The sequence below is a fragment of the Ruegeria sp. BG11 genome (assembly GCF_056538565.1).
In genome coordinates this window covers 1-13,716 of sequence record NZ_JBQFTH010000009.1, presented here as the reverse complement: position 1 = coordinate 13,716, position 13,716 = coordinate 1, and the positions used below count along the sequence as shown (strand labels likewise).

9 protein-coding genes, 1 tRNA gene and 2 pseudogenes are annotated in these 13,716 nt (G+C 55.3%); 9 read left to right on the top strand and 3 right to left on the bottom strand.

From position 1 onward, the window contains the following. Positions 1-614 precede the first annotated feature (614 nt). Together ACR0JF_RS15005 and ACR0JF_RS15000 are read left to right on the top strand one after the other, a co-directional pair. Entirely contained in the window at positions 615-839 is a 225-nt protein-coding gene (locus ACR0JF_RS15005) for a DUF1127 domain-containing protein (protein WP_170660640.1), read from the top strand. Positions 840-1,213: 374 nt separating this feature from the next. Then, the gene (locus ACR0JF_RS15000; RefSeq protein ID WP_170660639.1) at positions 1,214-1,504 is read left to right on the top strand and encodes a DUF1330 domain-containing protein; all 291 of its coding nucleotides are present in this window, start codon (positions 1,214-1,216) and stop codon (positions 1,502-1,504) included. Positions 1,505-1,507: 3 nt separating this feature from the next. On the opposite strand, the gene ACR0JF_RS14995 is transcribed toward ACR0JF_RS15000, so the two are convergent. After that, a complete protein-coding gene (locus tag ACR0JF_RS14995; RefSeq protein ID WP_170660638.1) occupies positions 1,508-3,904 on the bottom strand; it encodes a UvrD-helicase domain-containing protein in 2,397 nt (798 codons plus the stop codon). Positions 3,905-4,429: 525 nt separating this feature from the next. On the opposite strand from ACR0JF_RS14995, the pseudogene ACR0JF_RS14990 reads away from it, so the two are divergent. The 6 genes and pseudogenes from ACR0JF_RS14990 to ACR0JF_RS14965 form a co-directional block, all read left to right on the top strand. Further along, a pseudogene (locus tag ACR0JF_RS14990) lies at positions 4,430-4,660 on the top strand (GGDEF domain-containing protein); the annotation flags it as partial. A 39-nt stretch (positions 4,661-4,699) separates the two neighbouring features. Then, positions 4,700-5,836: an alpha-hydroxy acid oxidase gene (locus ACR0JF_RS14985; protein WP_170660637.1), complete on the top strand. Its 1,137-nt coding sequence runs from the start codon at positions 4,700-4,702 to the stop codon at positions 5,834-5,836. A gap of 146 nt (positions 5,837-5,982) precedes the next feature. Beyond that, positions 5,983-9,420 (top strand): pyruvate carboxylase, encoded by a 3,438-nt coding sequence (locus tag ACR0JF_RS14980; RefSeq protein WP_170660636.1) that lies wholly within the window; start codon positions 5,983-5,985, stop codon positions 9,418-9,420. 73 nt (positions 9,421-9,493) lie between these two features. Then, the gene (locus ACR0JF_RS14975; RefSeq protein WP_170660635.1) at positions 9,494-9,877 is read left to right on the top strand and encodes an MAPEG family protein; all 384 of its coding nucleotides are present in this window, start codon (positions 9,494-9,496) and stop codon (positions 9,875-9,877) included. Positions 9,878-10,192: 315 nt separating this feature from the next. Then, positions 10,193-10,268 (top strand) — tRNA-Thr (locus ACR0JF_RS14970). Between the two features lie 374 nt (positions 10,269-10,642). Next, entirely contained in the window at positions 10,643-10,813 is a 171-nt protein-coding gene (locus ACR0JF_RS14965) for a hypothetical protein (protein ID WP_170660621.1), read from the top strand. Between the two features lie 104 nt (positions 10,814-10,917). Here ACR0JF_RS14965 and ACR0JF_RS14960 read toward each other — a convergent pair whose 3' ends face one another. After that, positions 10,918-11,142: a hypothetical protein gene (locus ACR0JF_RS14960; RefSeq protein ID WP_170660620.1), complete on the bottom strand. Its 225-nt coding sequence runs from the start codon at positions 11,140-11,142 to the stop codon at positions 10,918-10,920. A gap of 104 nt (positions 11,143-11,246) precedes the next feature. Between ACR0JF_RS14960 and ACR0JF_RS14955 the strand changes: the two genes are divergently transcribed. Then, a complete protein-coding gene (locus ACR0JF_RS14955) occupies positions 11,247-12,038 on the top strand; it encodes a family 16 glycosylhydrolase (RefSeq protein ID WP_480669533.1) in 792 nt (263 codons plus the stop codon). 1,012 nt (positions 12,039-13,050) lie between these two features. Here ACR0JF_RS14955 and ACR0JF_RS14950 read toward each other — a convergent pair. Continuing rightward, positions 13,051-13,716, bottom strand: a pseudogene (locus ACR0JF_RS14950) (integrase core domain-containing protein); the annotation flags it as partial.

The window sequence follows — 13,716 nt, the reverse complement described above, 5'->3', positions numbered from 1 at the left end:
AATCAACAGGAATTTTTGGGCAACGTCTAATATGGGCTATGAAAACAAGGCGAATTTTGAGCAAATTTTAGAACCAATACACCTTATATCGACATCAATATTCATTTGATAGCTATATATGGTGACCTCAAGAACCTCCCGCGATCACCCATGAATTCCCAAAAAAATTTCGAATTCTCGGAATTATTGCCGTCTGAGACCCACCAGCAACGCAAAAATCAAAGAATCACACAGAAGGAAACCGCGTGGAATGTGGCCGCTTTGATCTACTCCCACGAATTCCCAAGCCAAGATCCAAGATCGCTTTCTCGTGATCGAGTTGAAACAAAGCGTCCATCAAACGCACAAACTTTCGCAGCTGCGCTCAAACTCCGGGCAAGTCGAATGGTGAGAAGGACTCTTTGATCGACCAAGACTTAGCGCCCAAGGTCCCGCAAACCCCAAAAAATCATGGGTGATTTCAAACCGAGACTGACAAGGCTCTGATATCCATGCATTTGCTGCATAGCAGCATTGACGTTGCGGGCTATTGTGCAATCGCAGCATTCACTTATTTTCATCCTCAAGCAAACGCTGGCAACGGTCAGCAAGACAAGAATGAACGGAATAACAAGATGGCAATGGCAACAAACACACCGGCACTTAAAGGCACTCACTTTGGCGGTATCACCACCTTGATCGAGGCCGCAAAGACACGTTTTGCCCGCTACCGACTGTACCGCCAGACGGTAAGTGAGCTGTCCGCGCTGTCGAACCGCGAGCTGGCCGATCTCGGCCTGAGCCGCGCAATGATCCGCGGTCTGGCCCGTCAGGCCGCTGACGACTTCACAGCGCGCTAAGCGCACACGAATAATCGAGATCAGACCCTTCCTCCTCCCTTTAGGGTCTGTAATCAGCGGCGGCGTCTCTCCTCCTCCCTGACGTCGCCGCACCAAATACCGGCCTCGCAACGTCGGACCAAGGCACACCGGGCTCTCCTCCTCCCTGCTCGGTGTTGAAAGCGCGCGGTGACGTCTTCCTCCTCCCTGACGTCGCCGCGTCTTCCTCATACCGGGCTCAAACCCGGGTTCAGATACATCGGGGCTCTCCTCCTCCCTGCCCTGATGTAGAAAAGAACGGCGGTTTCCCTTCCTCCTCCCTGGGAAACCGCCGTTTTTGCTTTTTGGGCAAACGGAATAAGATCGGCGCAGTTACGTTTTTTCAGGAGTGCGCCATGGCCGCCTATTTTATCGCCCAGATTTCCATTCATGATCCAGACGGGTATCAGAAGTATCTTGAAGGTTTTATGCCTATCTTTGACCGGCACGGCGGGCGCCTGCTGACCATTTCGTCAAAACCCGTCGAGATCGTCGAAGGCAATTGGGCCGAAGAAGGCATCGTGCTGATGGAGTTCCCAGACATGGCCGCAGCCCTGGCTTGGAAAGACGACCCGGACTATATCGAGTTAGCCAAGATCAGACGCAAGACAGCAACGGCCAACCTGGTGCTAGTCGAAGGTCTCTAGCGGTCAGAACGGAACGTCTTCCTTCGCGGTCAGGAAACGGGAAACGACCTTTTTCACGCCTGCTTTGTCGAAATCGACCTCGACCTTATCACCTTCGATGCCGGTAACCGCGCCGTAGCCAAATTTCTGGTGAAACACCCGCTCACCCAAAGTGAAGCTGGCAATGGCCGTGGCATCAATCACCGTATTCCGGCTTTCTTTCGGCTGGGACATCCCATATTGGCCCTGCCGCGCCTGCATCCGCTTCCAGCCCGGAGAGTTATAGACATTCGCCTCAGCCGCGCGGGTTTCGATCGTCGCGGCTGGTTGGCCGCCGCCATAAAGCCCCGGAGGCGTCAGAACCTCCACATGATCCTCGGGCAATTCGTCGATGAAACGTGACGGCATCGCGTTCTGCCATTGCCCGAACACCCGCCGATTGGCCGCAAATGAAATCGTGCAGACCTCCTCAGCGCGGGTGATGCCCACATAGGCCAGCCGCCGTTCTTCCTCGAGGCCCTTGAGGCCCGACTCGTCCATAGACCGCTGCGAGGGGAACAAACCATCTTCCCAACCCGGCATGAACACGGCGGGAAACTCCAGCCCCTTGGCCGCGTGCAAGGTCATGATCGAAACCTTCGCCCCGTCGCCCTCTTGTTCATTGTCCATCACCAGACTGACATGCTCCAAAAACCCTTGCAGGTTCTCGAAATTGTCCAGCTGATTCACCAGTTCCTTGAGGTTCTCCAACCGGCCCGGCGCTTCGGGCGTCTTGTCGTTCTGCCAATGCCCAGTATAGCCGGATTCGTCCAAGATGATCTGCGCCAGCTCGATATGCGTGTGCTCCGGCGCACCATAGCGAATGGGCGACACCCCATCGTCGATGACCGAGTCGTCATCGACCTCGATCCGAGGCCCCCGCGTCAGCGCATTCCATCGCGCTAGCCCGTCGATCAATTCGCGCAGAGCCTTACCGCCCTTGCCCTTGATCAACTGGTTCTCTACGGCAATCCGCGCGCCTTCGACCAGAGACACACCGTTCTCACGCGCCACAACCTGAATCGTCTGCTGTGCCTTGTCGCCAAGGCCGCGTTTGGGCTTGTTCACGATCCGCTCGAACGCCAGATCGTCCTCGGGGCTGACCACCAGCCGGAAATAGGCCATGGCATCGCGAATCTCCATCCGCTCGTAGAACCGAGGGCCGCCGATCACCTTGTAAGGCAAACCAATCGTCAGAAACCGATCCTCAAACGCGCGCATCTGGTGTGAGGCGCGGACCAGAATGGCGATTTCGTCGAGGTTCATCGGACGCACACCGCGCGTGCCGCCCTGCATCGCGTCGATCTCTTCCCCGATCCAGCGCGCCTCTTCCTCACCATCCCAATGGCCGATCAGTCGAACTTTTTCACCGTCTTCGGCATCGGTCCAAAGCTCTTTGCCCAGACGGCCTTCATTGCCACGAATTACATTCGACGCAGCCGCCAGAATATGGGGGGTCGAGCGGTAATTCTGCTCCAATCGCACCACGAAGGCGCCGGGAAAGTCCTTTTCGAACCGCAGGATGTTGCCCACCTCAGCTCCGCGCCAGCCATAGATCGACTGGTCGTCATCGCCGACGCAGCAGATATTCTTGTGCCCCCCGGCCAGCAGACGCAACCAGAGGTACTGGGCGACGTTGGTATCCTGATACTCATCCACGAGGATGTAGCGGAACCAGCGCTGGTATTGCTCCAGCACGTCCTGATGGGTTTGGAAAATCGTGACCATGTGCAGCAGCAGGTCACCGAAATCCACCGCATTCAACTCGCGCAGGCGGGTCTGGTACTGGGCGTATAGCTCCACACCCTTGTTGTTATAGGCCCCGGCATCCGCGACCGGCACTTTGTCAGGCGTCAAAGCGCGGTTCTTCCAGTCGTCGATGATTCCGGCCAGCATCCGCGCAGGCCAGCGTTTGTCATCTATGTTGGCGACCCGCACTAGCTGCTTGAGCAAACGGAGCTGATCATCACTGTCCAAAATGGTGAAATTCGACTTCAGATCGACAAGTTCGGCGTGGCGACGCAGCAGCTTTACGCAGATCGCGTGGAAGGTTCCCAACCACGGCATCCCTTCGGCGGGCTGACCAAGAAGACGGCCCACCCGTTCTTTCATCTCGCGAGCAGCCTTGTTGGTGAAAGTCACAGCAAGAATCTCATTCGGACGCGCATTAGCAGTGGTCAGAAGATGCGCAATGCGCGTGGTCAGAGCCTTGGTCTTACCTGTTCCCGCGCCCGCAAGCATCAGCACCGGTCCATCCAGCTGCTCCACCGCTTCACGCTGCGCTGGATTGAGTCCGTCCAGATAGGGCATGGGCCGCGCGGCCATGGCCCGCGCTGATAGCGATGCTCCCTCAAAGGCGTCCATTTCGTCAAAACTGCTCATATCGACAAACTACGCTGGATGGACCAAAAGGAAAAGGGTTTGTTCACGCCTTGTTCGCTCGAATTTTCCTTCGGGGTCATACAAATCTTAATCATTTTCGCGCGCCCACATGCAACGAAGTTAACACTCTGTCAAAACCTCTTGCCGATGCTGCTCCGCACTTTGTGGGAGAATGTGGGTATGGAACAGACGGCAAAAGCACGCCTTATTGGCAAGCTAAAGGTCTTTGTCAGCACGGCAATTCTGATCGCTCTGACGGCTTTGGCCGGTTGGGGGATATACACACTGCCAGACCCTCTTGTAGACCGCATGCTGGAATCGGATCTGCGCCATCACGCCGTACGCTTGGAAAGGAAGGTGGAAAGCCAGCTTTTTGACGTCAAGACCAGCTTCGAACGGCATATTCTCAGCCAACATGATGAGGCTTTTCTAAGCTTGCTGCCTGAAACCTCAGATATCTACCGCTTCAAACTGTTCGATTCCTCGGGTGAGGTTTTCTGGTCCACGCGGGACGGCGATGTCGGCTCGGTCAGATATGGCGACAAATCCCTGCCGCGGATCACGATCTCGGTTGGAGTAGCGCATTACCCTGCACATGGGACGATGCCGCAAGACTTGATGCGAGCGGCCGATGATGCCCGCTATTCAGCCAAGGACAACGGCCGAAACCAGGTGCGCGTTGCAAGTGGAAATGCAGACACAGCGGCTGGGCGTCCGGGACCAACATCGCTCAATCGGAAGCCTGATGCGGCGTGATCCTCTTGCCGAATCGCAGCGCAGGTTGAATCTAGCGCCATGGACTTGCACAGCACCTATCCCGGCATTGCCGACCTGAAACGCCGCGCCCGACGACGGCTTCCGCATTTTGTTTGGGAGTATACCGAAAGCGGAACAGGGACCGAAACGGCCATGCTTCGAAACCGAACGGCACTGGACTCGGTGCGGCTACTCCCCGCGATTCTAAAAGGTGAACTGGAATACGATACCAGCACGTGCTTTCTAGGGCAGGACTGCCCGCTTCCGTTCGGAATCGCGCCGATCGGCATGTCGGGTCTGATCTGGCCGGACGCAGAGGGCATTTTGGCGCGTGCGGCTGCGCAGGCCTCTCTGCCCTACACATTGTCAACGGTAGCCAGCCAATCCCCGGAGGATCTGGCCCCTCATCTGGGTAAAAACGCCTGGTTCCAGCTTTACCCGCCTAGGGACCCCGAGATTCGAGCAGATTTTCTGGCCCGCGCCCGACAGGCAGGATTTAAAACGTTGGTCCTGACAGCAGATGTTCCTGTCGCGTCCCGCAGAGAGCGTCAGACACGCTCAGGGCTGACCCATCCGCCAAGGCTGACACCGAGATTGCTGGCACAAGTCGCGCGGCGCCCCGCTTGGGCGTTTGGGATGCTACGACAGGGCATGCCCAAAATGCGCACGTTGGACAAGTACATCGACAACACAAAATCAATGCCGCTAACAGCCCATGTCGGATACTTGCTGCGCACGTCACCGGACATGGAGTACGTCAAACGGTTGCGCGATCATTGGGATGGGCCCTTCGTGATAAAGGGAATCATGCGCCCCGACGATGCCGAAATGCTTGAACAAGCCGGGGTGGATGCGCTTTGGGTCTCGAACCACGGAGGGCGTCAATTTGACGGTGCCCCCGCCAGCATCGAAGTTTTGCCGGAGATTCGCAGCGCGACCCGCCTGCCTCTGATCTTCGACAGCGGCATCGAAGGCGGGTTGGACATCCTTCGCGCTTTGTCCAAGGGGGCCGATTTCGTCATGCTTGGACGGGCCTTTTTGTATGGCCTGGCGGCACTTGGCCCCAAAGGACCAACTCATGTGATTGATCAGTTGCGGCAGGATATGCTCGCAAATATGGGGCAGATGGGCCTTGCCGACCTGACGCAAATCAAGACGATTCATCACGAAGATTGATGCTGCGGCGCAGCAACGCTACAAGAAACGCGCGAACAATGGCCGTTTGCGAGCGTTAACATGCCGGTTATACCCAGAACCACTGATACACCTGCGCGTATTCTCCGCCTATGAACACGGCCGAAACACCAAGACCGGGACCCAAAATGACCGATTTCAAGAAGATCCTGATCGCCAATCGCGGCGAGATTGCCATTCGCGTGATGCGCGCAGCCAACGAGATGGGTAAACGCACCGTTGCGGTCTTTGCCGAAGAAGACAAGTTAGGCCTGCACCGCTTCAAGGCGGATGAAGCCTATCGCATTGGCGAAGGTCTCGGCCCCGTCGCGGCATATCTGTCGATCGACGAAATCATCCGCGTTGCCAAGGAATCGGGTGCCGACGCGATCCACCCCGGCTACGGCCTGCTGTCCGAGAACCCGGACTTTGTGGATGCCTGTGTTCAAAACGGCATCACCTTCATCGGCCCCAAGGCCGAAACCATGCGCGCCCTAGGCGACAAGGCCAGTGCCCGCAAGGTTGCCATTGCCGCCGACGTGCCGGTTATTCCCGCCACCGAAGTTCTGGGCGATGACATGGCCGCGATCAAGAAAGAGGCGGCCGAGATCGGCTACCCTTTGATGTTAAAGGCCAGCTGGGGCGGCGGTGGACGCGGCATGCGCCCGATCCTGTCCGAGGATGAGCTGGAAGAGAAAGTTCTGGAAGGCCGCCGCGAGGCCGAGGCCGCATTTGGCAACGGCGAAGGCTATCTGGAAAAGATGATCACCCGCGCCCGTCACGTCGAGGTTCAGATCCTTGGTGACAAGCATGGTGAGATCTACCACCTGTATGAACGTGACTGCTCGGTCCAACGCCGGAACCAGAAGGTCGTTGAACGCGCCCCTGCCCCGTATCTGACCGAAGAACAACGCGCCGAGATTTGTGAACTGGGCCGCCGCATCTGCGCCCATGTGAACTATGAATGCGCGGGCACCGTCGAATTCCTGATGGATATGAACACCGGCAAGTTCTACTTCATCGAGGTGAACCCGCGCGTTCAGGTAGAGCACACGGTCACCGAAGAGGTCACCGGCATCGACATCGTTCAGGCTCAGATCCTGATCGCCGAGGGCAAGACGCTGGCCGAGGCCACTGGCAAAGCCAACCAGGATGAGATCCGCCTGAACGGCCACGCGCTGCAGACCCGTGTGACCACCGAAGACCCGCTGAACAACTTCATCCCGGACTATGGCCGCATCACCGCCTACCGCTCGGCAACTGGCATGGGCATCCGTCTGGACGGCGGCACCGCCTATGCGGGCGGCGTAATCACGCGCTACTATGACTCGCTGCTGACGAAGGTCACCGCTTGGGCACCGACGCCCGAAAAGGCGATTGCTCGGATGGACCGCGCCCTGCGTGAATTCCGCGTGCGCGGTGTATCGACCAACATTGCTTTCGTGGAAAACCTGCTGAAGCACCCGACCTTCCTGTCGAATGAATATACAACCAAGTTCATCGATGAGACGCCAGACCTGTTCGCCTTTAAAAAGCGCCGTGACCGGGGCACCAAGGTTTTGACCTATATCGCGGACATCACAGTCAACGGCCATCCAGAGACCAAGGATCGCCCCGAGCCGCGCGCCGATCTGAAAGAAGCCAAGGCTCCTGCCCAGAAAGCCGAACCCCAGATGGGGTCCCGCAACCTGCTGGAGCAAAAGGGCCCGCAGGCCGTGGCCGATTGGATGAAAGCCCAGCGTCAGCTGCTGATCACCGACACCACCATGCGCGATGGTCACCAGTCGTTGCTGGCGACACGGATGCGCTCGATCGACATGATCAAGGTCGCGCCCAGCTATGCCGCAAACCTGCCGCAGCTGTTCTCGGTGGAATGCTGGGGCGGCGCGACGTTCGACGTCGCTTACCGCTTCCTGCAGGAATGCCCGTGGCAGCGCCTGCGTGACCTGCGCGAGGGGATGCCGAACCTGATGACGCAGATGCTGCTTCGCGGCGCTAACGGTGTTGGCTATACCAACTACCCAGACAATGTGGTGCAAGAGTTCGTGCGTCAGGCCTCGCAAGGGATTGATGTGTTCCGCGTGTTCGACTCTCTCAACTGGGTTGAAAACATGCGCGTGGCCATGGATGCAGTCGTTGAAAGCGGCAAGATCTGTGAAGGCACCGTTTGCTATACTGGCGACATTCTGGACCCGGATCGCTCGAAATACGACCTGAAATACTATGTCGGCATGGCGAAAGAGCTGCGCGATGCAGGCGCGCATATTCTTGGTCTGAAAGACATGGCAGGTCTGTTGAAACCGGCCTCGGCCAAGATTCTGATCCGCGCGTTGAAGGAAGAGGTCGGCCTGCCGATCCACTTCCACACGCATGACACCGCAGGCATCGCCAGCGCCACCATTCTGGCAGCGTCTGAGGCCGGCGTCGACGCGGTAGATTGCGCGATGGACAGCTTCTCAGGCAACACGTCTCAGGCGACGCTGGGCACCGTCGTCGAAGCGCTGCGCCATACCGAGCGGGATACCGGCCTCGACATCAAGGCGATCCGTGAGATCAGCGACTACTTCGAAGCAGTACGTGGCCAGTACGCCGCCTTTGAATCCAGCCTGCAGGCTCCGGCCTCTGAGGTGTATCTGCACGAGATGCCCGGAGGCCAGTTTACTAACCTCAAGGCGCAAGCGCGCTCTCTGGGGCTAGAAGAGCGCTGGCACGAGGTCGCCCAGACCTACGCTGACGTGAACCAGATGTTCGGTGACATCGTAAAGGTAACGCCATCGTCCAAGGTTGTCGGTGACATGGCGCTGATGATGGTCAGCCAGGGCCTGACGCGAGAGGAAGTGGAAAGCCCAACAACCGATGTGGCCTTTCCCGACTCGGTCGTGGACATGATGCGCGGCAATCTGGGCCAGCCTCCCGGTGGTTTCCCGCCTGCGATCCTTCATAAGGTCCTCAAGGATGAGGCCCCCAATACCGAGCGTCCGGGCAAGAACGTACCCGCCGTCGATCTGGAGGCCACCCGCGCAGACCTGTCCAAGCAACTGGACGGTAAAGAGGTCGATGACGAGGATCTGAACGGCTACCTTATGTATCCGAAGGTGTTCCTCGACTATATGGGCCGTCACCGTACCTATGGTCCGGTGCGCACCCTGCCGACCCGCACCTTTTTCTACGGAATGGAGCCGGGCGAAGAGATCACGGCCGAGATTGACCCAGGCAAGACGCTGGAAATCCGCTGTCAGGCCATTGGTGAGACCGACGAGAAAGGCGAGGTCAAAGTGTTCTTCGAACTCAACGGCCAGCCCCGTGTCATTCGAGTGCCCAACCGCCTTGTGACGGCCACCACACAGGCTCGACCAAAGGCCGAAGTCGGCAATGCCAACCACATCGGCGCACCGATGCCGGGTGTTGTGGCGACCGTTGCGGTCGCCGCAGGCCAGGAAGTCAAGGAGGGCGATCTCCTGCTGACCATCGAGGCGATGAAGATGGAAACCGGCATCCACGCCGAACGCGACGCCGTGGTCTCTGCCGTCCATGTCCAGCCCGGCGGCCAAATTGACGCAAAGGACCTGCTGGTCGAACTGGAATAACCAGTTTAGTTTTCAAAAGCACAAGGGCCGCTCGGGGAACCGGGCGGCCTTTTTCATACTCAGGAGGAACATGATGCTGACCATCACCCCAGTCTACGCCTCGTTGCTGGCGATCCTTTACATTGTGCTGAGCTTCATGGTCATAAGCCAGCGCCGCAGTGACAAGGTCTCCTATGGCGATGGTGGCAAGCCGGACATGCTCAAGGTAATTCGGACGCATTCCAACTTCATCGAATACACGCCCTTTGCACTGCTGCTGATCACCATGGTCGAGCTTCAGGGCGCCGGGGCGCTGATGCTGAACCTGTTGGGGCTCTGTCTGCTAAGCGGCCGCCTATTGCACGCATACGGCTTTGGCCGCAGCCCGCAGATCGTGATTCTGCGTCAGATCGGGATGGTCCTGACCTTCACGGCTATCCTCATTGCGGCAATTGCGAACCTCGTGCTGGCGCTTTGAGCCAAGCATCCGTTTTTTGTCGAACGCCTATTTTTTCGGCCCGTTGCGATCAAGCTACGACGGAAGATGCCAACGGTTCTATTGGCTGCTTCCAGTTAAAATCGTAGCGTATGAACAACGTTGCAAACTGTGTAAATTAGCGGGTTGCGGGCCAAAAAATTTTGCCATATACGCCTGCTCATCCAGTTGGCCGTTGCCTAACGAACATAGACCAAAATGTTCAAGGTAGCGCCCTAACTTTTGAAACTTAGCCTTTCGTGGCTTGATCTGAACAAAAAGATCTGGCTTTGCACTGAAGGACCAAGTTGAAAGAGTGCCCCTATAGCTCAGCTGGTAGAGCAACTGATTTGTAATCAGTAGGTCCGCGGTTCGAGTCCGTGTGGGGGCACCACTTACAATCATTATTTTTTTATTATTCAAGTATTTAACACCAAACTTTCCTGCTTAGACCACCTTTTCTTAACCGCTAGAGGTCGGCTGTGGAGAGCCAACAGTAGAACACGGTTTTGCAATGACTCGAACGCGAAGTAAATGGAGTTTGCAAAGCTGTTCGGTCGCTTCCGAAGCAGAACCCACATCGATTACACCAAGACACCCCAGCGGCTAAATCACAGCTCAAGCGGGCTGGGTATTGTAGGTAGATTTTCTCCAACCAAGTGTCCCCGAGTGGTCAAGCGCAGTTTTCGTTCTAGCTGCATATAAATGTCATTTGACGGGTTTATCAAAAGGATTGATTGGGCCACTTTTTGTAGGTGAGTTTTTGGTATGGAAAGATACTGGATTGTTGATTTCAAAGCATATGCGTTTGATAGTGAAGACCAAGCGCTCGAGTTTCAAGAGAAGTTGATGGACGCGTTTACTGCGATTTTGGAGGCTGAAGGCTTCGCAGCTTCAAGCATCGTGAAGGAAGAAATCGGCACGCGGCCAAACGTGTAATCGCCGAATAGCAGCGTACGGTGGATACGAGTTCCTCACGTCACTCCAAATGCCATCGAATGCTATCATGTGTTGCTGCTGCTTAGCACAGTCCAATTCCTGGATCATCCGGTTAGGCGACGTTCTGAATCTGCTTCGCACTGGTCTACCGCTTGCTTTTGTCTGATTGCTTCAAACGCTTCTTCCATTGCCATGATGGCATTCTCAACCACAATGGCAACTTCGGGATTGTCCTGTATCCAAGGATTGTCTCCTACATTGGACCTGTAGCCTTCCGTCAGGATGCCGGCGGAATACAGCGCATCGTTTGATATTTTTTTTTGATCCATGCAAATTCTCCTAAACCAGATATGTTAGAGCAATTTGGAGAATTTAAGGTAGGTAAATGGATTGTGAGTTAAGCGTGTATTAGTTTCCGTTTAGAGATTGTGGCATGTTCTATTCAAAATTTTTCATTTCAGTGTTCAAATTGGTGTCGTTTTTGACTGTCTTTGCAGTTGACGCAGATGAAATGCAGTTATCAGGCTTTGTTTCGCACTCGGATGATTTGCAGTCAGAGAAATGGTACGTCTCCAGATACGAGAACCAGGCAGCGTGGATTGATACGGCATGGAGCCGTGACGCTGTGCGCTACGATATCGAAGACAATGCGTTGGTGTTGAATCTTTACCCCTCAATAGACGAAACGGTAAAGCGGTTCGAAGGCGGTGAAGTGCAGCGTACTGGGCAATCATCCTTTGGTCGCTATGAGGTTGTGATGACCGCAGCACGCGGTGAGGGAGTAATTTCATCATTCTTCACTTATACCGGTCCGCACTTTGATGCGCCCCATGATGAAATCGACATTGAGTTCTTAGGCGGCGATACAACCCAAGTTTTGCTTGGAATTTTCGTAAATGGAGAAAGGTTGTCCGTCCGAACCGTTAGTCTTGGATTTGATGCGGCAGACGAACCACATTTGTATGCTTTTGAATGGCTGCCGGACAGTTTGACTTGGTACGCGGAAGGGCGAGAGCTTTTGCGCGTGACTTCTCAATATACGCCAATTCCATCCAATCCCCAAAAGATATTTGCCAATATCTGGGTCAGTGGCAAAGAGCATAACGATTGGTCAGGTCGTGCGCCAAAAAACTTACGTACGGAGGCCCGATACTACTGTGTTTCCTATCGCCCACTGGAGGACGATACCATTCAATGTTCTAATGCATGGCACCGCAAGAGGTAGAGTTTTTTGGTGCCTTTAATGCAGGTCGCCGAATTTGAGTTCGGCATGCCGCATTAAACTCCGAAAGTTGTTGCAGTGCCAAAGCTTCGATAGAGCAGTCAACTTGAAATGTGACGCATTGTTTGGTGTCGCACGTCAAGCTCCCCAATAGTTTCTTTGGATTGCTTCTTCCTGATTGCCCCAAGAGCCACTTCCATTGCCAGAACGGCCTTCTCTACCGCAATGGCGATTTCAGTATCGGCCCGTATCCATGGCTTGTTTCCAACGTTAGCTATGTAGCATTCCGTTAGGATACTCTTCCGTCGTCAGGGATTTTGGGACAGATTGCGCTCTGATTTAAGAGAGAGTATGGCTCATCTGGTTTGATTGACTGTGCGGCGGATTTGCGGTGAAGCAAGCGCCGGGTTTCAATGGTCCTCGGTTTGATCCTTTCGCGTTGTTTCAGAATGGTCTACCCGTCCAACGTAATACTCGACGTTTCAATCCAATTGGGGCCACTTTTGGCAGCGTAACCGATAGTATAGATTTCAACCGAGCCGTTCGCACACATCACGTAGAGCTGATGCACCCCGGAGCTGGAAAACCCAACGCTGCTACAGAACTGTCAGTGTCGTAGCTGAAATCGACCGTCGACCAATGCGCGTTGGTTAAGCTGGGAGAAGAAAAGAATGCCAACAATACAAGACCTTTGGTAACCATATTTTTCAAACCGAGACTTCCTTATTTACATAAGACCAACTTAATAAATGACTTCGGCTCACAGGTGAGCAGAAAGAGCCCACACTACCACTCAGAATTTGGGCTCGGTTGTTCGAAAACAACGTTAATCACCGTCAATATATCGTATGGTATCTCTCGTTTGTATGACGCGTTTTTGGGACCGGAAGTTGTTTCGTGCGACGCTTGGTGTAAATACTAATCAATCGTTCCTGTTTTTCGCGCTGCAGGAGTATGAAGCCAATGAATGCGAGTCGGCGATTGAGCAGCCTCATTGACTGGTCCAAATTGGTTGTTAGTGCATCATCGGTCTGTGATCCATCGGGATGATCGTTGCAGGCGCTGGCGGGCGATAGCCTAGAGCACTGCGGGGGCGTTTGGTGTTGTAGTGTCTCCTCCATTGTCCGATCAGCATTTGGGCTTCGCGTGGGCTGTAGAAGACTTCACCATTGAACAGCCCATCCCTAAACCGGCCATTGAAGCTTTCACATTGTCCGTTCTTCCAATGGCTCCCAGCTTCAATTTGAGCTTTGTTGGTACCAACTGCAGCAATCCAGTCTCGGACGGCCTGGGAAACAGTTTCCGGCCCACTATCCGAACGTGTGAAACCGCGCGCACCACGAAGGATTGACAGATCCGTCAGGGCGTCAATCACGTCAGTCGAGCTCAGCCTCCGCTCGACCTTGATTGCCAAGCATTCCCGGCTGTACTCATCAACGACGTTCAGTATCCGGAAGGCTTTGCCTTCGTCGGTTCGGCAATGGACAAAGGCATAGCTCCATACATGATTGCGATACTCCGGCCAAAGCCAGACATTCATCCGCCGTTCAGCCAGAGCCGTCCTTTCTTCGGTTGTTTTTCCGGCGCCAAAGCAGTTCTATCCGTCCGTCGCTGACAGACCACCCAGCTTCTCTCAGCAGCGCAGCGATCCTGCGATAGCCATATCGGCCATACTGACGTG

Coding starts and splice junctions, on each gene's coding strand:
- ACR0JF_RS15005 (WP_170660640.1), top strand. CDS start 615: ATGGCAATGGCAACAAACACACCGGCACTTAAAGGCACTCACTTTGGC.
- ACR0JF_RS15000 (WP_170660639.1), top strand. CDS start 1,214: ATGGCCGCCTATTTTATCGCCCAGATTTCCATTCATGATCCAGACGGG.
- ACR0JF_RS14995 (WP_170660638.1), bottom strand. CDS start 3,904: ATGAGCAGTTTTGACGAAATGGACGCCTTTGAGGGAGCATCGCTATCA.
- ACR0JF_RS14985 (WP_170660637.1), top strand. CDS start 4,700: ATGGACTTGCACAGCACCTATCCCGGCATTGCCGACCTGAAACGCCGC.
- ACR0JF_RS14980 (WP_170660636.1), top strand. CDS start 5,983: ATGACCGATTTCAAGAAGATCCTGATCGCCAATCGCGGCGAGATTGCC.
- ACR0JF_RS14975 (WP_170660635.1), top strand. CDS start 9,494: ATGCTGACCATCACCCCAGTCTACGCCTCGTTGCTGGCGATCCTTTAC.
- ACR0JF_RS14965 (WP_170660621.1), top strand. CDS start 10,643: ATGGAAAGATACTGGATTGTTGATTTCAAAGCATATGCGTTTGATAGT.
- ACR0JF_RS14960 (WP_170660620.1), bottom strand. CDS start 11,142: ATGGATCAAAAAAAAATATCAAACGATGCGCTGTATTCCGCCGGCATC.
- ACR0JF_RS14955 (WP_480669533.1), top strand. CDS start 11,247: ATGTTCTATTCAAAATTTTTCATTTCAGTGTTCAAATTGGTGTCGTTT.